General features: G+C 28.9%; 19 protein-coding genes. 5 read left to right on the top strand and 14 right to left on the bottom strand.

Annotated elements, in window-relative coordinates; all coding sequences use genetic code 11:
• Positions 1 to 35: 35 nt before the first annotated feature.
• The 12 genes from ACFQ5N_RS02560 to ACFQ5N_RS02505 all read right to left on the bottom strand — a co-directional run bounded on the left by ACFQ5N_RS02560 (position 36) and on the right by ACFQ5N_RS02505 (position 14,416).
• On the bottom strand, positions 36 to 1,010 hold the full coding sequence (locus tag ACFQ5N_RS02560; RefSeq protein WP_386807471.1) for a glycosyltransferase family 2 protein: 975 nt from the start codon (positions 1,008 to 1,010) through the stop codon (positions 36 to 38).
• 20 nt (positions 1,011 to 1,030) lie between these two features.
• Positions 1,031 to 2,530, bottom strand: coding sequence for a hypothetical protein (locus ACFQ5N_RS02555; protein ID WP_386807469.1), 1,500 nt, complete (start codon positions 2,528 to 2,530; stop codon positions 1,031 to 1,033).
• Positions 2,523 to 4,934: a tetratricopeptide repeat protein gene (locus tag ACFQ5N_RS02550; RefSeq protein ID WP_386807467.1), complete on the bottom strand. Its 2,412-nt coding sequence runs from the start codon at positions 4,932 to 4,934 to the stop codon at positions 2,523 to 2,525. Before ACFQ5N_RS02550 ends, ACFQ5N_RS02555 begins: the two co-directional genes overlap by 8 nt.
• Positions 4,935 to 5,377: 443 nt before the next feature.
• The gene (locus ACFQ5N_RS02545) at positions 5,378 to 6,175 is read right to left on the bottom strand and encodes an aldose epimerase family protein (RefSeq protein WP_386807465.1); all 798 of its coding nucleotides are present in this window, start codon (positions 6,173 to 6,175) and stop codon (positions 5,378 to 5,380) included.
• A 7-nt stretch (positions 6,176 to 6,182) separates the two neighbouring features.
• On the bottom strand, positions 6,183 to 8,309 hold the full coding sequence (locus tag ACFQ5N_RS02540; RefSeq protein WP_386807462.1) for a S9 family peptidase: 2,127 nt from the start codon (positions 8,307 to 8,309) through the stop codon (positions 6,183 to 6,185).
• A gap of 53 nt (positions 8,310 to 8,362) precedes the next feature.
• The gene (locus ACFQ5N_RS02535; protein WP_386807460.1) at positions 8,363 to 9,373 is read right to left on the bottom strand and encodes an endonuclease/exonuclease/phosphatase family protein; all 1,011 of its coding nucleotides are present in this window, start codon (positions 9,371 to 9,373) and stop codon (positions 8,363 to 8,365) included.
• Positions 9,374 to 9,376: 3 nt separating this feature from the next.
• Positions 9,377 to 10,210: a rhomboid family intramembrane serine protease gene (locus ACFQ5N_RS02530; RefSeq protein ID WP_386807458.1), complete on the bottom strand. Its 834-nt coding sequence runs from the start codon at positions 10,208 to 10,210 to the stop codon at positions 9,377 to 9,379.
• A gap of 3 nt (positions 10,211 to 10,213) precedes the next feature.
• A complete protein-coding gene (locus tag ACFQ5N_RS02525) occupies positions 10,214 to 10,960 on the bottom strand; it encodes a rhomboid family intramembrane serine protease (protein WP_386807563.1) in 747 nt (248 codons plus the stop codon).
• An 18-nt stretch (positions 10,961 to 10,978) separates the two neighbouring features.
• Positions 10,979 to 12,796 carry a DNA mismatch repair endonuclease MutL gene (mutL, locus tag ACFQ5N_RS02520; protein WP_386807455.1) on the bottom strand — a complete coding sequence of 606 codons (1,818 nt, stop codon included), beginning with the start codon at positions 12,794 to 12,796 and terminating at the stop codon, positions 10,979 to 10,981.
• Positions 12,796 to 13,086 (bottom strand): hypothetical protein, encoded by a 291-nt coding sequence (locus ACFQ5N_RS02515; RefSeq protein ID WP_386807453.1) that lies wholly within the window; start codon positions 13,084 to 13,086, stop codon positions 12,796 to 12,798. The genes mutL and ACFQ5N_RS02515 overlap by 1 nt, the downstream gene beginning before the upstream one ends.
• A 76-nt stretch (positions 13,087 to 13,162) precedes the next feature.
• Complete coding sequence (gene ribH / locus ACFQ5N_RS02510; RefSeq protein WP_386807451.1) at positions 13,163 to 13,642, bottom strand: 6,7-dimethyl-8-ribityllumazine synthase; 480 nt, start codon at positions 13,640 to 13,642, stop codon at positions 13,163 to 13,165.
• A 9-nt stretch (positions 13,643 to 13,651) separates the two neighbouring features.
• Positions 13,652 to 14,416, bottom strand: a complete 765-nt coding sequence (locus tag ACFQ5N_RS02505; protein ID WP_386807449.1) for a tetratricopeptide repeat protein — start codon at positions 14,414 to 14,416, stop codon at positions 13,652 to 13,654.
• A 112-nt stretch (positions 14,417 to 14,528) separates the two neighbouring features.
• On the opposite strand from ACFQ5N_RS02505, the gene recF reads away from it, so the two are divergent.
• Together recF and ACFQ5N_RS02495 are read left to right on the top strand one after the other, a co-directional pair.
• Complete coding sequence (gene recF, locus ACFQ5N_RS02500) at positions 14,529 to 15,608, top strand: DNA replication/repair protein RecF (RefSeq protein ID WP_386807447.1); 1,080 nt, start codon at positions 14,529 to 14,531, stop codon at positions 15,606 to 15,608.
• Positions 15,608 to 15,904: a DUF721 domain-containing protein gene (locus tag ACFQ5N_RS02495; RefSeq protein ID WP_386807445.1), complete on the top strand. Its 297-nt coding sequence runs from the start codon at positions 15,608 to 15,610 to the stop codon at positions 15,902 to 15,904. The genes recF and ACFQ5N_RS02495 overlap by 1 nt, the downstream gene beginning before the upstream one ends.
• Positions 15,905 to 15,955: 51 nt before the next feature.
• Here the strand turns inward: ACFQ5N_RS02495 and ACFQ5N_RS02490 are convergent, their stop codons facing one another.
• Both ACFQ5N_RS02490 and ACFQ5N_RS02485 read right to left on the bottom strand, forming a co-directional pair.
• Entirely contained in the window at positions 15,956 to 16,387 is a 432-nt protein-coding gene (locus ACFQ5N_RS02490; protein WP_386807443.1) for a nucleoside-diphosphate kinase, read from the bottom strand.
• Between the two features lie 64 nt (positions 16,388 to 16,451).
• Positions 16,452 to 17,465, bottom strand: a complete 1,014-nt coding sequence (locus ACFQ5N_RS02485; RefSeq protein WP_386807441.1) for an alkaline phosphatase D family protein — start codon at positions 17,463 to 17,465, stop codon at positions 16,452 to 16,454.
• Between the two features lie 84 nt (positions 17,466 to 17,549).
• Here ACFQ5N_RS02485 and ACFQ5N_RS02480 point away from each other — a divergent pair, with 84 nt between their 5' ends.
• From ACFQ5N_RS02480 to ACFQ5N_RS02470, 3 genes are read left to right on the top strand one after another with little or no spacing between them, the layout of a single operon-like run.
• Complete coding sequence (locus tag ACFQ5N_RS02480) at positions 17,550 to 18,581, top strand: DHH family phosphoesterase (RefSeq protein WP_386807439.1); 1,032 nt, start codon at positions 17,550 to 17,552, stop codon at positions 18,579 to 18,581.
• Entirely contained in the window at positions 18,571 to 19,116 is a 546-nt protein-coding gene (gldI, locus tag ACFQ5N_RS02475; protein ID WP_386807437.1) for a gliding motility-associated peptidyl-prolyl isomerase GldI, read from the top strand. The genes ACFQ5N_RS02480 and gldI overlap by 11 nt, the downstream gene beginning before the upstream one ends.
• The gene (locus ACFQ5N_RS02470) at positions 19,103 to 19,834 is read left to right on the top strand and encodes an FKBP-type peptidyl-prolyl cis-trans isomerase (protein WP_386807435.1); all 732 of its coding nucleotides are present in this window, start codon (positions 19,103 to 19,105) and stop codon (positions 19,832 to 19,834) included. The genes gldI and ACFQ5N_RS02470 overlap by 14 nt, the downstream gene beginning before the upstream one ends.
• Positions 19,835 to 19,837 lie beyond the last annotated feature (3 nt).

The raw sequence follows: 19,837 nt of genomic DNA, 5'->3' as shown, positions 1-19,837 counted from the left end.
TTTACATTGTTAATTTCAAATTAATATATGACCATTTAATTTTCTAACTTATTTCCTTTTGGAGCATTAAATATATCATATTGAATGGCTTGAAGTAATAACTGAAATCCTAAAATAATTGAAAGTGTAATTATCATAATGGTTCCTGTAGGAGTAAACTGATTAATTGAGGCATATTGAATCCATTTAAAGGTTCCAAAAATAATTCCAAATAAAAATAGTGGAAACCCAAAAAGTAAATAAATGGAACCAATATTAAAATCATATATAAAATACTCTTTCAGAATTCTTTTAACAAAAGTTTTGGACAACCTTCCTAAAAAAACAAAAACCATTTTAAAGACATTCATATTTGATTTTTCATCTGCATAAATAGCAGGCATTGATATATCTTTTATTCGTATTTTTTGAAAATAAAATTCTGCTAAAAGTGATGTTTCAAAATAATATCTATTTGATAGTTTAGAAAAGTCTATCTTTTTTAACATTTCCACTTTTACCGCTATAAAACCATTTGTTGGATCAAAATTATGCCAATATCCAGTTGCCATTTTTACTAAAAAGGAGAGTATTAGGTTGCCCATAGTTCTTATAATAGGCATTTTCTGTAGTGCTTTTCTATTTTTAAAACGATTTCCTTTGGTTACATTCAGTTTATTATGAACAATAGGGTTTAATAAATCTGGCAGGTAATTTAAATCCATTTGGTCATCAGCATCAACTTTAACAACAATATCAATTTCTATTTCCTTAGCAAATTGAAAGCCATTTTTTGTTGCCCCTCCAACGCCTAAATTTATTTCATTTTCTAGGAAATAACATTTTACATTTTTATTTAAAGTTTCTAAAATTTCTTTTTTAGGTAGTGGTTCTAAACTTTTATCATTAACAATTATAACTGCATGTATATACTCAGGAATTTTTGAAATTACTGATATAATTTGATTAGATGCGTTATAGTAAGGAATTACAATTGCAACTTTAGAATTTTTCAAATCATTTTTTACCATGTTTCTATTTTTTATAATAGTTAATTATACTTTTGTGATATAGCATATTTTAAATTTCCATTGGCTAACCTATGCGCTGGTTCTAATTTAATTGCTTTATTACAAGCTTCAACGGCATTGTCGAATTCTTTTAATTGGTTATATGCTGCACATATATTATTGTAGGCATCAGCACTTGGATTTATTTGAATTGATTTTTTTGCCTCTTTAATACACAATTTATATTCTCCTAGTTGATAATGTTTTAAACTGTTTTCTAAAAACTTATTAGAAAGTTCTTTAGAAGAAAGTATTTTTTGTTTTGAGTTTATTTTACTTAATTCTTTGTTTGGTATTATTTGAGCTGCGTATAATAAATTATATCCTATCGGGTCGTAAATGTTATACTTTACAAAATAATTATTAAAAGATTTATAACCATTGTAAATTAAAAACATTAACCCAGAGTATAATATAATGTCTTTCCAATAGATTAAACCTTTATAATTATTATAAACATTCATAATAAATAGACCAGAAAAAATACATAATAAGAACTCATTCATTAGAAGAAATCGAACATTTTTTGGTATAAACGAATACAAAATTATCAAGTATAAAAACAATGCTATAATTACCATATTTTCTAATTTTTTTTCACGGTTGATAATACAGTAACCAATAAAAAATATTCCCATTGTTGAAACAAAAGGTGACAGTAATAAAAAGTCTATTAAATATTGAAACCAAGGTCCATTGCCAAATTTATTCATGTAATGATTACTTGAGTTAAATAGTATTTTTAAAATTTCAATTAAAATATCTAAGCCTTGAAATAAAATAAGATCAACTATTCCAACAACTAAAAAAGGAGTAATGCAGCAAATGAATATTTTGGATAAGGAAATTTTTTCATTTTTTAATTTTAAAAATAAAAGGATAATAAAATAAAATGGAATCAGAAAAAATGCAGTTTCTTTAAAAAAGCAAGAAATGCTTAGAAAAGCTGTAAATAAATAAAAATTTTTATTGCTGGAGTTATTTATGTAATATAAGAATTGAAATAAGGCTAATATTGTATAAAATAGACTTTCTATATCAATTAAAGCTCTTTTTGACATTCCAGTAATTAAAGGGCTAATAGAGAGTAGTATAACAATGTAAAAAACACTGTTTGTTCCCCATATTTTTTTTATATACCAATTTGAACATAATAATATTAATATAAAATATATCCAAGATTTTAAAGAAAGCATAAAAATAGAGTCCTTTATTTTTAATAGAATTGCAGTACTTATAGTATGGCCAATTCTTAAAGGGTGAGGTTCAAGTTGTTTAGAAGAGTCTTGAACATAATTTTTGGCTAATATTTGGAAGCCGGAAAATCCGTTTGTTAAAATAGTTTTACCCTGTCTGTAGTATGTACCTTCATCTGCACCTAATTTGTATTCATTTAATTTTGGAAAAACGCTATAAATGTAAACAGAAGAAGCTATTATTAAACAAGTTAATAAAATTTTATGTATCAATTCTTTATTCATTTAATGTTTTAATATTATTTAAAGCATATTTTAAATTTCCATTGGCTAACCTATGCTCTGGTTCTAATTTAATTGCTTTATTCCCAGCTTCAATGGCATTTTCGAATTCTTTTAATTGGTTATATGCCGCACATATATTATTGTAGGCATCAGCACTTGGATTTATTTGAATTGATTTTTTTGCTGCATTTATGCAAGCTAAATAATTTCTATCATTATAAAAGGTTAAGCTTAAATTTAAGAAATAATTAGATGTCCTATTTTTAGCTGATGGGTTTAGCAAACTATCCATGTTTTTTTTAGCCTTAGTAGCATTTGCTAAATTATTTTGGGCAAGTTTATAATCTGGTTTAAGGCTAATAGAATTATTATAAGCTTTAATTGCTAGGTCATATTCTTTTAACATATAATGGGCAATTCCAATATTATTATAAGCATCAGGATAATTACTTTTAAGTTGTAAAGCTGAGTTTGCAGCACTTATGGTCCCTCTAAAATTATTATTTTGAAAATATTTAAAACTTAGGTTGAGGTATTTTTCAGGACTTGGGTTGTTTTTAGTCTCTTCTTCCAAAATCATAAGAATTGATTCTTTATTGATTGAGATGTCTAAATATTTTAATGCCTTGTCGTTATTTGGTAGTTTTTTAAGAATTTTTTCCGCTAATTTATTAAGCTTCTCCCAATCATTTTTTTTATGATATAATTCCAATAATAAAAAATTTGCTTTGGTATAGGTTGGAGAAATGTTTAACGATTTTAGTAAAAATTCTTCACCTTCTTCTAGTCTGCCTTCATCGATTAAAAATTTCCCATAAAAAAACAATGTTTTATGTGATGTAGGAGTAAGTTGAATTGCTTTTTTATAGTAATTTTCTGCGGCTATATTATTCCCTATAGCTTTTGTTGCAATTCCTAAATTAATGTATAAACTAGCATAATTAGGATTTAGCTCTAAGCCCTTGTTGAAATATGTTATAGCTCCATTATAATCACCTTTTCCCATTAAAGCTAAGCCATAATTCATTAATCCTCTACCGTTATTAGGGCTTTTTATAGTTACATCTTTCCATAAACTTAATTCGCTTTTCCACACCTTGTTTCGTTCTCTAATACCATAAGTATGTAAACCCAAAAACAATGTTATTGCTAAAATTATTACACTTTGAATAGTTTTTCTTTCTATATTTTTAGATAAATATTTTTGCGCCAAATAATTTGTTCCAAAAACAAATGCTATTGTTAAGCCAATATATGGAATGAAGGTTCTATGATCGTTTAAAACTTCAGCAAATGGAATAAATGATGATGTTGGTAATAACGAAATAAAGAACCATAATATTCCAAAAGAAAACAATTTAGTTTCTTTCTTTTTAGAAGTTTTTAAAGCAATGTAAAATAATAGGGTAATTAAAATTATACCTGAAATTGCTCGATAATCAAATAATGATTTATAAGCAACCCAATCGGTATCAGCTGACAAATTATAAGGAATAAAATAAGTGACTATATAATGGACCATTACCATTGGTTGAGTAATCAAATAATTAAATTGACTATTTCCACCTGGAGAAAAAGTTGAAGGCATCATATATGAATAAAAAATATAATATATGACAGTTAAGATAAAAGCAGGTAATATTTTAATAAATGATTTTATGCACTTTTTAAATTCATTTTTTCTGTAAAAATGTAGCAAGTCAACATTTTCTTCAAATATTAAAAAATAGAGGAGTAGAAGTGGAGCAAAAACAAAAGCCATTTCTTTTGAGAAAAAACCAATAAATGGAAATATTAAATAAGCTAATTTTTTTCGCCAAAAGCCATTACTTAAATACGCTATTAATCCAGCTAGAACAAAAAGAGCAGATACAATTTCGGCACGTTGAATTATGTAATTTACAGTTTCAGTATTAACACATAATAGACCAAAAAAGGCTGTTACTAATAAAGCCCAAAATTGATTTACCTTAGAAAAATTAATTTTATCTAATAATTTTTTCGTAAATATTAGGAGTAAGGCACAAACTATTAAATATGTTAAAAAAATATGTATGTGAAAAACTTTTGGATTTAAACCGTTTCCTAATTTATAGTCTATGGTATTTTCTAAAGTTGTTAAGGGTCTATAACTTTGATTTGTAGGTAAGGAACTAAAGGTAGTAGCATCTTTAAAAAAGTTAATAATATTTAATTCTTGAATAGCACTATTATTTTCAATAGTATGATTATCATCAAAATGAAAAGAATTTAAGAAGTGGTTTGAGTAAGCAAATAATATAGTAACTAAAGTAAGTGATGCTAAAATTATAAATACAGGATTTTTATATGAATTTTTTTTACTTCTGTTTTTGCCTGTTATTTTATATATATAATCATTTAATTTTTGAAATAATTGAATCATTGAATTTAAAATTATAAATTTTGGATATTCATTTAATTCTAATAATCAAAATGAACTTTATGTGTTAATTAATTTTTTTACTCACTAAAATAGTAAAAATAATATATTTTAAAGTTTTATTCTAACCATCTTTAATAATTAATTAGGCTATAGTAATAAAGCGAACTTTTTTAATATATAAATTCTATTTTATTGTAATTGGTTATAAAATGATTGCCTTTAAAAAAGGAAAACTGAATTAAATGTTTATCGTATTTATAAATTAGTGATACAGTAGGTATAGGCTTTAGAGTTTTTTGTATTTAAAATTATTCAAGCCCTGTAAATATTATTTTTGTGATATATTATTCTAGGAGTATTGTGGATGATTTTGGTTTAGTTTAAACAGAAGAAAAAGTTTTTCTTAGTGTATACTTTAAAAGTAATATTCAATTTTTATAAACTTAATAAGGCGTAATTTCTACTTCAAAAACATCAACTCCGTTTGAGATGTTAAAAAGTTCTTTTGAAAGCATTTTACCACCTGTATAAGGATACGCAGTAATAGGTTCTATACACAGCATATTGGTAGCCGGAGTCCACAACATAAAATTATGAAACCCCTTTGTTTGAATTTTTAAATTCAGCCCATTTTTTTTAACTAGTGAAATTTCTGAAGTATTTAAAACCGGAAAAGCAGTATCTCCACCTTTTTGAATTTCAGGAATGCTAATTTCTTGGCTGTTTGAGGTTACAACTTCGTTTGAATTGCCATTTAACATAAAAGCAGGATGATAACCTAACATAAAAGGCATTCCTTTTTCGGTACTAATTTCAAAGGTAATTTTTAATGAGGAATTGGTTAATGCAATACTTTTTTTGAAGGTGAAATTATAAGGCCATGACACCAATTTAATTGGCGATTTTTCAGGAAACTTTGAATTTTCAATAGCCGTGTAAGCAGCGTATTTTTTTTTGAAAACACAAGTGTTTTTTGTTTGATTTTCTATAGAATAATCGAGTTCTCTTAAAAGCCCGTGCTGGTCTTGATTGTAATTTCCTTTAGGTGTTGTAACTATAAATTTGTTTTCTTTTGAAGGGCCAATAATAGGAAACATTTCCGTATCAGAATTTCTCCAACCAGGATTTCCCTTTTGATGAATTAATTCTTCATTGTTTTTTAGGTAACTCACTAATTCACCTTTTTCAAGAGTTACTGAAGCGGTATTATCAAGACTATGTAGTACAACCAAGTTATTCATTGTTTACTTATTTATTATTTACAAGAATATAATCTAACATTTTTTCAACTAAATGAGCTCTATCTATGCCACGTACATTGTGTTCGTGCATTGGGTATGTAAAAAAGTCAATTTGAACTTTTTGTTTTACAGCTTCTTGTAGCAAAGTCATACTATGTTGTGGTACTACAACAGGATCAACACTTCCGTGAATAATCAACATTTTACCATCTAAATTTTTAATATAGTTGGCTACTTTTGTTTTTTCGTATCCTTCAGGGTTTTCTTGAGGTGTGTCCATATAGCGTTCGCCATACATAACTTCATAATATTTCCAATCTATTACTGGACCACCGGCAACTGCCGTTGTAAATACACCTGGATTGCGTAGCATTAAACTAGTTGTCATAAAGCCACCATAGCTCCAACCGTTTACAGCAATTCTATTTGCATCTACATACTTTAAAGATTTTAAATAGTCAACACCAACCAATTGGTCTTCAATTTCTAAATCGCCTAAATTTCTATGAATAGCACTTTCAAAAGCAAAACCTCTATTTGCAGATCCTCTGTTGTCTAATGTAAATACAATATAATTTTCTTTGGAAGCAAAAGCAGGCATCCACAAACTTGAACCTCCTAACCAAGAATTGGTAACTAACTGCGCGTGTGGACCACCATAAACGTAGACTAAAACCGGATATTTTTTTGAAGCATCAAAGTTTTCAGGTTTTGTGATTTTTGCATATAAATCTGTTCCATCAGCTGCTTTTAAAGTTAAAAACTCTGTAGTTCCTAAAGCATACTTTTTTAAAGGATTTTTAGCTTCATAAATAACTGTTGACTTCATTTTTTTAGTGTCAATAATCTCAATATTTTTAGGAATACTTAAACTACTATAGCTATCAATTAAATAATTTCCTTCAGAACTTAATAAAGTAGTATGTGTACCTTTAGTAGTTGTTAGCTGTGTATATTTTCCAGATTTTAAGTTAATTTTAAAGGTATGTGATTCACGTGGATCAGCTCCTGTACCTGTAATAAAAACCTCTTTCCCATTTGCTGAAAAACCTAAAATACCAGTAACAACCCATTTAAAGTTCGTTAATTGTTTAACCAAAGTTCCTTCAGTAGTGTATTCATAAATATTCATAAATCCATCACGTTCACTTAACCATAAAAAGTTATTGTTGCTTTTTGGTAAAAACACGGCATCAAATTCAGGTTCGGTCCATTTATCGTTGGTTTCTTCAAACAAAGTATGTATCAATTCACCAGATTTTACACTGTATTTGTTGTACCAAAAGTGGTTTTGGCCTCGGTTAATTTCAGCTACTAACACATATTTTTCATCTGGAGACCAAGATAAGTTGGTTAAGTAGTGCTCATCTGAAGTATCAATGTTTAAATAAACAGTTTTGTTTTTTTGTAAACTATAAATACCAATTTTGGCTTTTTCACTTCCTTGTCCGGCCATTGGATATTTAATATTTTTTAGTGAGGCAGGGTAGGTGTTAATGTCAACTAAAGGATAGTTAGAAACATTACTCTCATCTTTTTGGTAAAAGGCTAAATAGTTGCCTTTTGGACTCCAAAAAGTACCTTTTACAATTCCAAATTCACTTCTGTGAATTGCCTGACCAGAAACAATGTTTTTATCTTCAATATTGGTAACCGCAATTCTTGGGTTGGTTGCAGTTCCAATATATAAATTATTGTCAAGCGTGTATGCCATTGCTTTTGCTTGGTTGTTGTATTCGGTATTTTCCGCGTGTTGATCAAATGTAACTAAACGTACTTTTTCATTGGTTTTGTAATTGTATGTTTCAATTTGATTGCCTGTTCTAAATGTTATTTCTTCTGAAGAAATTGTAGCAATACGAGGAAACCTTTTTAGTGAGGTATACGTTTTTTGTAATTGTTCTAAGGTTAATTTAGAGGTTACAGTTGACGTTTTAGCGTCAGTAAAAATTAGTTCATTCTCTATTTGGTGTACATAGGTATTTGTGTTTTCAACCCAATGTAAATTATTTAGAGATGAAGGATATAAACCTTTGTAATAACCTAAAACAGCATCTTCAATGCTTAATTCTTTTTGTTGTGAAAATCCTAGAAAGAAGGTATAAATACATAAAAGTGTTACTATTTTTTTCATAAGTTAAATGTTGTTTTTTATCAAATTTTGTTATTTGTGAAGCAAATTATTTATTAAAACTGAAGTCGTGCCATAATTGGAAAATGATCAGAGTATTTTACTTCATAGGTTTTAAAATTGTTTACTTCAATTGTTTCATCAGGTAAAATAAAATCAATTCTAAATGGAAAAGGAAAATCAAAGGTGTTTCCAAAACCTTCACCTGCTTCTTCAAAAGCATCATTTTTTCCGTTTTTTAATTTTTTATAAGCCCAAGAAAAAGCGGTATTGTTAAAGTCCCCGCAAATAATAGATTTATGTTGCAGCCCTTCTAAACTTTTGGTGATTAGTTCAATTTGTTGTTCTTGTGTTGTAAAAGCCTTTTCAATGCGTTGTTTTAATTTTTCTGTATTTTCTTGAGATAATTTTTCTTCTTTTGGAATTATTCTTAACGTTTCTAAATGTACATTGTATACTCTTAAAGTGTCTTTGCCTTTTAGAATATCAACAAAAATTGCATTGTTGTTAGAGTTTTTAAAATTTAAGGAACCCTTATTTATAATTTTGTATTTTGAAAAAATAGCTTGCCCGAAATGATTGTTGTTCTCGACAGTTTTTACATATTTATATGGAAATTTAAAGCCTAGTTTTTTTGCAGAATGAAACTCTTGAAGGCATAAAACATCTGGATCTTTAGCATTTATAAAATTAAATATTTTTTTATCAATATCTTTTTCAGCTATCCAATTGTATAAATTAAACATACGAACATTGTAGCTCATTAATTTTAAATCGTTAGCTAATAAAATTTTCTTTTCATTTAAACTGTAAAAGCTAGAAACGTATTGAAAACCTATAAGTAATGTGAAAATTGAGATAAATATTGCTTTTTTAAGGCGAAGTATCCAGTAAATAATGAACAGCGTATTAAGAACTATAAAAATAGGAATTAGTAAACTTGTAAATGAAATAACGGGAACGGTGTTGGGCGGAATATAATAGCTTAAAAATGAAATTAGGGTAATTCCTGCCAATAAAGAATTGACAAAAAATACCAATTTATCAAAAAGAGATAAGTTTTTCATAGTTTATTTTTTTCCGGCCCTAAATAAAAAATCTTTTTCTTCTTGAGATAAACTCTCGTAACCAGATTTACTTATTTTATCTAAAATATCATCAATTTTACGTTGTTTTGATTTTTCTACAGTGGTTTTAGATGTTCTACTTTTAGATTTGTAAACGGTTTTTAAAGGAGATTTTTTTTTAGGTTTAAATAAGGTTGCAAAATAGTCTATTATTGCTTCAAACCATTTTCCAAGATCGTTTCCTTTTTCTAATTGTTTGGCATAAATATACCCAAAAAGAGCTCCACCTAAATGTGCAATTGCTCCGCCTTTATCTGGAGTTGCTAATTGCAATATACTCATAACTACCCAAATTGCCGCTAATACCCACAATTCAACACTTCCAATAAAACGCAGTTGTAACGCATAGCGTGGAATTTTAGTTGCAATGGCTACAAAAACTGTTGTAACAGCTGCAGAGGCACCAATTAAAGGTGCTCCGTAAGAATTTGTAAGGTAGTAGTAAGTTAAAAAAGAGATTCCTCCAAAAAGACCACCTAATAAATAAAAGTTTAAAAACTGTTTATTTGTGTGGAAATTCAGAAATAAATTCCCAATATAATACAAAACCAGTAAGTTAGATAAGGCGTGAAATAGGCGTTGATGTAAAAAATAGTAGCTGAAAATGGTCCAAGGTTTTTGAATAAAATCAGACAAGTTAGCAGGTAGCGCAAACCAGTTTAAAATAAAACTGTGAAATAGTACGGTAATTAAAAATAAAAATACATTAATGTAAATTATTTTTTCAACTACGTTTGCTTTGTAGTACGCTTGCTTTATGTCGTTTAAAATGTTCAAAATTTAGTTCCAGCGTTTATTGTTAAATTGATTTTTTTTCCAGTACCAAGCTATCAAAAATCCAATTAAGGCTCCTCCAATATGCGCAAAATGTGCTACACCACCACCAAATAAAGAAAATCCTGTAAGTCCTGAAAATAAATCCATAGCAATTAAAGCAGGAATAAAATATTTGGCTGCTATAGGAACAGGGAAAAATATTAAGGCTAATTTAGCATTTGGAAATAACATACCAAAGGCAACTAAAATACCGTAAATTGCACCTGAAGCACCAACAGCAGGTGTATGGTAAATTGCAAAAAAGTCGTTTAAGTCTGCTTCGGTAAGTGTGGCTAATATTCCTGAATTATAACTTCCTGTATCTAATATTTGTTGAATTTCTCCTCCTGAAAGTCCTAAAGAAATCAATTGATCATATACCGAGTTGAACTGATAATAGTTTACCAAGGTGTAAATAGCACCAGCACCCAAACCAGCTGAGAAATAGAAAAATAAAAACTTATCACGTCCCCAAATTTGTTCTAACGGAGTACCAAAAGCATAAAGTCCGTACATATTAAAAAGAATGTGCATAAACCCGCCGTGCATAAACATATGGGTTAAAAATTGCCAAAACCCAAAGTTTGGGTTTTTAGGAAAATACAGTGAAAACATTGTTTGTAATTCTGCATTTTGCATAAAATAAGTGGCAGCAAAAAATATTACATTTAAAATTATTAAGTGCTTTACGGCGTCAGGTATTCTTCCAATCATAGTGTGTTATTCAAACTAATAATTATTAAATTTTTTATCAATTTCGTCAATAGCAACTGTAATAAATGTTGTTTTTCCAAACGGTGATAAATCGGGTTGTTTGCAAATAAATAACTTGTTTACAATTTCTTCTTGTTCTTTTAAATCTAATTTTGTTCCGGTTTTTATAGCTAAACTTTTAGCCAAACTTTTAGCCATTACATCTAATTGACTAAAACTAGCGTTTGGAATGTCATTTTTTATGTCTTCTAAAAGTTGTTCAATAATAATAGCTATTTGGCTTTCGGCGATAGTTATTGGTATTCCTTTAATAACTATGGTGTCATCAGAAATTTTATCAAATAAAAAACCAACACTTTCTAAATCTTCTTTAATTTCTTTAATTAAGTGAATATCAGAAGTGTTAAAACTTATTTCTAAAGGAAACAATAATTGTTGACTCATTGCTTCTTTAACGGTAATGTTTTCTAAAAATTCTTCATATAAAATTCGTTGATGCGCTAAATGTTGATTGATGTAAACAATCCCAGATTTTATGCTACTAACAATGTATTTATTATGAACTTGATAAGTTTTGTTGGTTGAGGTTTCTTCAGTAAATAATGAAGCATTCATTGTTTTAGATTCAACTTCAACAGAATCTGCATCAATTCCTGTATATAAACTTTCCCATTGTTGTGTTGGTTCAGGTTTATACGTAGGTTTAAAGCTTTTTTGTTTTTCTTCTTTAAATGGGTTGAAATCGTGATTTACTGTAACTTTTGGTGTTTGTGCAGGTTTTGCTTTGAAATTGTATGGTGTATCAAAAGATGAACTTCTATCAAAATCTAAAACAGGAGCCACATTGTATTGTCCTAAGCTGTGTTTTACGGTAGAACGTAAAATTGCATACAACGTTTTTTCATCATCAAACTTTATTTCTGTTTTTGTTGGATGAATATTAATATCAATACTTTTTGGAGGTACGCTTAAATACAAAAAGTAAGTAGGGAAGTAGCCACTTGAAAGTAAACTTTCAAATGCACTTGTTACCGCATGGTTTAAATAAGCATTTTTTATAAACCTATCATTTATAAAAAAGAATTGCTCGCCTCTTTTTTTCTTAGCAAATTCTGGTTTTGCTACAAAACCGTTAATAGTTACAATGTCTGTTTCTTCATGAATAGGCACCAATTTTTCATTGGTTTTTTTTCCGAAGATTGCCACAATACGTTGACGTAAATTACCCGAAAGTAAATTGTAAATTTCACTTTCATTGTGATAAAATGAAAAAGCAATAGTTGGGTGTGCTAAAGCTACACGCTGAAACTCGTTGATTACGTGACGTGTTTCAATACTATTAGATTTTAAAAAATTTCTTCGGGCAGGAATATTGTAAAATAAGTTTTTTACAGCAACAGATGTTCCTTTTGAAGTTGAAATATTTTCTTGAGAAATTAAGTTACTTCCTTCAATTTTAATGAAAGTTCCTAATTCATCGTTTTCTTGTTTCGTTTTTAAATCTACATGTGCAATGGCAGCAATAGAAGCCAATGCTTCTCCTCTAAAACCTTTGGTATTTAAATTAAATAAGTCTTCAGCTTTTTTAATTTTTGAAGTTGCATGACGCTCAAAACTAAGTCTTGCGTCAGTTTGGCTCATTCCAATTCCGTTATCAATTACCTGAACCAATGATTTACCTGCATCTTTAATAATTAATTTAATTGAAGTTGCATTTGAATCAATAGCATTTTCAAGCAATTCTTTAACCACAGATGCTGGTCGCTGAACAACTTCACCTGCTGCAATTTGGTTTGCAACATGGTCAGGAAGTAACTGAATGATGTCAGACATTAAAATAAAGTATGAATTTCTAAAATGTAAGCGGCTAAACCAACTAAAGCTGCAATTATAAGCGCTAGTCTTAATGTTGTAGATCGGTCTGTTGCACTTTTTTTGTTTTTAACCCAATCGTTTTTTAAATTATTTTTGGTAAGTCTAATTCTTGTAGCCTCTGTATCTAAACCTCCTTCGCCGTGATGTTCTTGCTCTAATTTTTGCAAACGTTCTTTGCGCTCGTCGTAATAACGAGGTTTGTAATCAAAAACATAGTGCGCACGAGGCTTAAATAATTTACCAAACATAAATTTAAAGTATACTGTAAAACCCAAAAATACAGAATAATTGAGTTGTGGTCAAGTTTAAAAGTAAAGAAGGGTGTTAAAACTCTCTTAAAGCAGCCATTTTTATGGCAGCCACGGCAGATTCAATACCTTTATTTCCGTGTTTTCCTCCAGAGCGATCTAATGATTGTTGCTTATTATTGTCTGTTAACACGCAAAAAATTATAGGTACATCATATTGAATATTTAAATCTTTAATACCTTGGGTAACTCCTTCGCAAACAAAATCAAAATGTTTTGTTTCGCCTTGAATAACATTACCAATAGCAATAATAGCATCTAGTTTTTGAGTTTCAATCATTTTTTTACAACCGTAAATCAATTCAAAACTTCCAGGGACATTCCAACGAATAATATTTTCTTTTAATGTTCCGTGTTCTAATAATGCTTCTTCAGCACCTAAAAATAAGTTTTCAGTAATTTCAGGATTCCATTCTGAAACAACAATCCCAAACCGAAATTTTTTCGCGTTTGGGATTGATGCTTTATCGTAATAAGATAAATTTGTTGTAGCCATTATAGCTTTTTATTTAGAAGCAAATGCTGCTTTGTTGATGTAAATATCAATATTTTTAGCTTCGTTAGAAGTTGGGTAATCGTTTTTAATTTGTGTAAAAACGTCTAGAGCTGTAGAATATTTTTCTAATTTCATTGCAATATTTCCGGCTTTGAACAAAAATAAAGGGCTTGAAAAGTTATTGTCTTTTAAGCTAGCAGCTTTTAAATAATAATCTAAAGCGTCATCTAATTGGTTAATGTCAGCAAATGCATCACCAATAGCTCCTTTAGCAATAGGACCTAATAATTCATCTTCTGAAGAAAAGCTTTCTAAATACTCAATAGCTTCTTTATAATTTTTTATGTTTAAATAAGAAATACCAGCATAGTAATTAGCTAAATTTCCAGCTTTAGTTCCGCTGTATTTTGAAGCAATATCAACAAAACCGTATTTTCCATCAGTACCTTTTAAAGCCAATGTGTATAATGAGTCTGCTGCAACAGAGTTTGTAGCTGCATCTTCAAAATAAGCTTTTGGAAACGCTAATTCATCAGCAGCTTCTTTTTCGTTTGGTGCTTGTACATATTTTTGATATGCTAAATATCCTAATATTACTACAACAATTGTTGCTAGTATTCCAAAAATTGGTTTTTGGTTTTTAATAATCCATTGTTCCGATTTTGAAGCTGTTTCATCTAAAGTGTTAAAAACTTCAGCAGTTGTTGATTCATCTTCAATCTTTGAATTGTGACTTTTTTTAGGTTTACTTCCAGTCTTTTTATATGTTGCCATTTATTGTAAAATTTGTAGCCGCAAAAGTAGAATTTTTAATTGGAAAGTAAAAATGCATTTGTATCAAAATTATCATTTATTTTGAATAATTTTGGTGTTTGAAAATAATTAAATGCATTTAAAGAAAATAACATTAGTAAATTTTAAGAATTTTGAGTCGCAAACATTTGATTTTGAAGGAAAAATTAATTGTTTTGTTGGGAATAATGGCGTTGGAAAAACAAATGTTTTAGATGCTATTTATTATCTTTCGTTTGCAAAAAGTTATTTTAACCCTGTTGCATCACAAAATATTCGGCATACTGAAGACTTTTTTATGATAGAAGGTGAGTACCAAATGACCGACAGAGTAGATTCAGTATTATGTAGCTTAAAAAGAGGAAGTAAAAAAGTGGTGAAACGAAATGGGAAAGCTTATGAAAAATTTTCAGATCATATTGGACATTTGCCATTGGTAATAATTTCTCCTGCAGATCGAGATTTAATAACAGAAGGAAGTGATACGCGTAGAAAATTTATTGATAGTGTTATTTCACAATCAGATAAGCAATATTTGTTAACACTTGTAAGTTATAATAAAGTGTTGGCACAGCGAAACTCGTTATTAAAATTTTTTGCTGCTAATAGAACTTTTGATGCTTTAAATTTAAAAGTATATAACGAGCAATTGAACAATTACAGTGCAATAATTTTTGAAAAAAGAAATGCCTTTTTAGAAGCGTTTATCCCTATTTTTAAAATGCGTTATAAAGCTATTTCTAATAGTAAAGAGTCTGTTAATTTAGTATATAAAACACAACTAAAAGATGCTAGTTTATTAGATTTGTTTGAAGCAAATTTAGAAAAAGACCGTGTGTTGCAATATACAAGTGTTGGTATTCATAAAGATGATTTATCTTTTGAAATTGAAGGTTATCCTGTAAAAAAGTTTGGGTCGCAAGGGCAACAAAAATCGTATTTGGTTGCGTTAAAATTGGCTCAGTTCGATTTTATAAAAGGGCAATCAAAAGTGAAACCAATTTTGTTGTTAGATGATATTTTTGATAAATTAGATGATTCTAGAGTAGCACAAATTATAGATTTGGTTAATAGCAATGAATTTGGTCAGCTATTTATAAGTGATACACATAAGGAGCGAACAGAAGAAGTAGTACGTAAAACAAAACAACCTTTTAAAATATTTGAATTATAATGGCAAAACGTCAAAATGAATTTCATTCTATACAAGAGTTAATGAGTGATGTTATAGAGGAAAATAAATTGTCTAAAGGCATGAATTTAATTTCTGTGAAAGATGCTTGGGCAAAACTAATGGGGAATGGAGTTGTGTCTTACACACAAAATATTGAGTTGAATGGTAAAACGTTGATTGTAAATTTAAAGTCTTCTGTTTTGCGTGAAGAACTTAGTTATGGAAAAGCAAAAATATTGAAGATGATGAATGAAGAATTAGGCGCTAATTTGATATCTAAAATTATTTTAAGCTAAAAAAAATCCGTTGAAAAACGGATTTTTTTTAAATATGTAAAGTGTGTTTTATTAGATGTCTTCTGAGAAAACTTCTCTTCCTGAAAAATGGAAAGCACTTTCAATAGCTGCATTTTCATCACTATCTGAACCGTGAATAGCGTTGTTTTCAATTGAACCAGCATACAGTTTTCTAATAGTACCTTCAGCAGCATCAGCAGGGTTTGTAGCTCCAATTAAAACTCTAAAATCTTCAACAGCATTTTCTTTTTCTAAAATAGCTGAAACAATTGGTCCAGAAGTCATAAAGTCAACAAGATCATTAAAAAATGGGCGTTCTTCATGAATTTTATAAAATTCTTGAGCACCGTTTTTTGTTAATCTCGTCATTTTCATTGCTACAATTTTAAATCCTGCAGCATTAATTTTTTCTAAAATTGCTCCAATATACCCTTTGTTAACCGCATCAGGCTTAAGCATTGTAAATGTTCTGTTTGTTGCCATTTTATTCTTAATTAAGTTTTATAATTGCCGCAAATATAGTGTTTTATACCAAATATCAAATTTACTAAAAATATTTTTGAGTGTAGCTTCTAAATAGTGCATTTTCTGCACCTCTAATTTCCATCACAACTTCATTTTTTGAGAAGTCAATTTTTAAAATTCCAAAACTTTTATCAGAAACAACGTCAACAATTCTATAGGTGTTTGGCTCACTTGTGAAATTGGTGTAAGAGTGTGTTAATCCACTTGATGTAAAGTCAATTAACGGATAGTTGATGCCTTCAATTTCTTTTTTAGAAATTTCAGAAATATGCCTATCACCTGATAAAATAATTACATTATTTGCTTGGGTTTTCTTTAATAAACCTTCAAACTTTGTAACCTCATTTGGCATATTTCCCCAGCTTTCAAAACCGTGTTCAGCTGATAAAAATTGAATGCTACTCATAATAATATTGTATGAAGCTTTGGATGTTTTTAGTTCGTTTTCAAGCCATTTCCATTGCGTTTCACCTAACATACTTGCAGCTGAATTTATGGTTGGTTGGTATCTTTTTTTTGTAATAGTGTCAGGTGTTAAGGCGGTTCTAAAATAACGTGTGTCTAATAAAATAATTTTTACAGATTGATTGTTGATAGTGTATTTTTTTGAATGATAAATACCTTTTTGAGTTCTTCTAGCATCATTTTTTGGGACATCTAAAAAGTCTAAAAATAATTGTTGTGAAGCCTCTTTTTGTTCGTATTCCATTCCGCCATCATTCATTCCGTAATCGTGATCATCCCAAGTAGCTAAAACATCTACTTTTTTTGCAAAATTAGCGTAGCTAGTATCTTTTTTTTGACGTTCATAGTTTTTTGCTAAATACTCCATATCATTAGTGTCAGAATAAATAATGTCTCCACCCCAAATCCAAACATTTGGTTTGTTTTTTTCTATTGAAGACCAAAGTGTATTTTCTAAAACTTGATTGTTGCACGAGCCAAATGCAATTGTGAAATTTGGAGGTGATTGCTTTTTTGTTGTGCACGATATGCATAAAACAATTAGCAATAATAGGCTTTTAAAATAATTCATATCTTGAAGATTGGGATGTTTTTATAACAAATATACCATAGTTTATGGAATAAAATAGGCTTTAAAATTGTATATTTGTCACTTATGAAATTAAGTGATATTAAAGAAATTAAAGAGTTGCTTTCAACTCCTAAAAATATTGTGATTGTTCCACATAGAAATCCTGATGGAGACGCCATAGGTTCTAGCTTAGCAATGTATTATTATTTAAAAAATAAAGGTCATCATGCAACCATTGTTGCTCCAAATGATTATCCTGATTTTTTAAAGTGGTTGCCAGGTTCAAAGAGTACCTATAAGTTTGATATGCAAAACCGCCAATCAAAAGTGGCTATAGATGAGGCTTCAATTATATTTTTATTAGATTTTAACGCTTTGCATAGAGTTGGTAGCGATATGCAAAATACATTAGAAGCATTTGAAGGTGATTTTATTATGATAGACCATCATCAACAACCAGATGATATTGCAAAGTATTTATTTTCAGATACGTCAATTTGTTCAACTTGTCAAATGGTGTATCATTTTTTAGAAAAATTAGATGATGTAGATGCTATTGATGCTGCTATTGCAACTAGTTTGTATACAGGAATAATGACAGATACAGGTTCGTTTCGTTTTCCTTCAACAACAAGTACAACCCATAGAATTATTGCTGATTTGATAGATAAAGGAGCTAATAATGCAAAAATTCACAACAATGTTTACGATACAAATTCTTACGGAAGGTTACAATTATTAGGGCGTTCTTTAAGTAATATGGTGGTTGTTGAAAAATTAAAAACTGCTTATATTTATTTGTCGCAGCAAGATTTAGATGAATTTAATTATGTGAAAGGAGATACTGAAGGTGTTGTTAATTATGCGTTGTCTTTAGAAGGAGTTATTTTTGCAGCCATTTTTATTGAAGATGTAGATCAAAAAATTGTTAAAATTTCTTTCAGATCAAAAGGGAAATTTTCAGTAAATAAATTTGCACGTTTACATTTTGATGGTGGTGGACACGACAATGCTGCTGGTGGAAAATCTGAAATTTCACTTGATGCTACGGTTTCTAAGTTTTTAAAAATTCTTCCAACTTATAAAAACGAATTATTACACTCTTATGAAGATTAAATTTCTTAGTGTATTTCTTTTAGTTGTTTTGGTTTCTTGTATGCAGCCAGTTCCTAGAAAACCTGTTACAAAAAAAACAAGTTCTTTTATGGAAACTTCTATTTCGTTAAATAAAAAATTAAATGAAAAAGAAGAAGCACTTTTTAAAGCAATAATTCAAAAAGATTCTTTGGTTACCTATATTACTTCTTCAAGCGGGTTTTGGTATACGTATAATGTAAAAAGTAAAAATACATATACACCTCAACTTGGAGATCATTTGCTGTATTCTTGTGAAATTTACACCGTTGAAAATGAAATTATTTACAGTGCCCAAGAGTTAGGTTTACAATCGTACCTTGTTGATAAGCAAGAAGTAGTTGAAGGTTTAAGAAATGGCCTCAAATTAATGCATGAAGGAGATGTTGTAACTTTTTTGTTTCCATCTCATAAAGTTTTTGGATATTTGGGCGACGAAAAAAAAATAGGAATTAATCAACCATTAATTTATAAAGTTCAATTAAATAAAATAAATAAAAAAAATGAAAGTAATTAAATTTGTTTTAGCAGTAGCTGTAATTACAACAATGATCTCTTGTAATAATACAGGAATTACAAAAAAATCACTAGAAACAGAAATAGATTCTGCAAGTTATGCACTAGGATTAGATATTGCAGTAAAATTAAAAGGTAATTTTGATGAAGTAGATCAAGATTTATTTATTCAAGGTGTTCAAAGTGGCTTAGATTCTACCAATATTTTAATTGATTTTAAAGATGTTGATGGACTTTTAAGAACATTTTTTCAAAAAAGACAAGTAGCTCAACAAGAAAAGAAAAAGGCTGATGCTTTGAAAAAAGCTGAAGAAGATTATGCTGATGTTAAATTAGAAGGTGAAAAATTCTTAGAGTTGAATAAAGATAATGATGGTGTACAAACAACAGAAAGTGGTTTACAATACATTGTTTTAAAAGAAGGAAAGGGAGAAAAACCTGGAGCTACTTCAAAAGTAGAAGTACACTACCACGGAACGTTAATTGACGGAACTGTTTTTGATAGTTCAGTAGATAAAGGACAAACAGCAAAGTTTGGTGTTAACCAAGTGATAAAAGGTTGGACAGAAGGTTTACAACTAATGCCAGTTGGCTCAAAATATAAGTTCTTTATTCCTCAAGAATTAGGGTACGGTGCTTTTCCTCGTCAAGGTGGAAAAATTCGTCCGTTTGATGCCTTAGTTTTTGAAGTTGAATTAATTGCTATTACAAAAAAATAAATT

Source organism: Lutibacter holmesii (genome assembly GCF_042679665.1).
GTDB classification, from domain to species: Bacteria; Bacteroidota; Bacteroidia; order Flavobacteriales; family Flavobacteriaceae; genus Lutibacter; species Lutibacter holmesii.
This window is presented reverse-complemented; position numbering and strand designations above follow the sequence as displayed.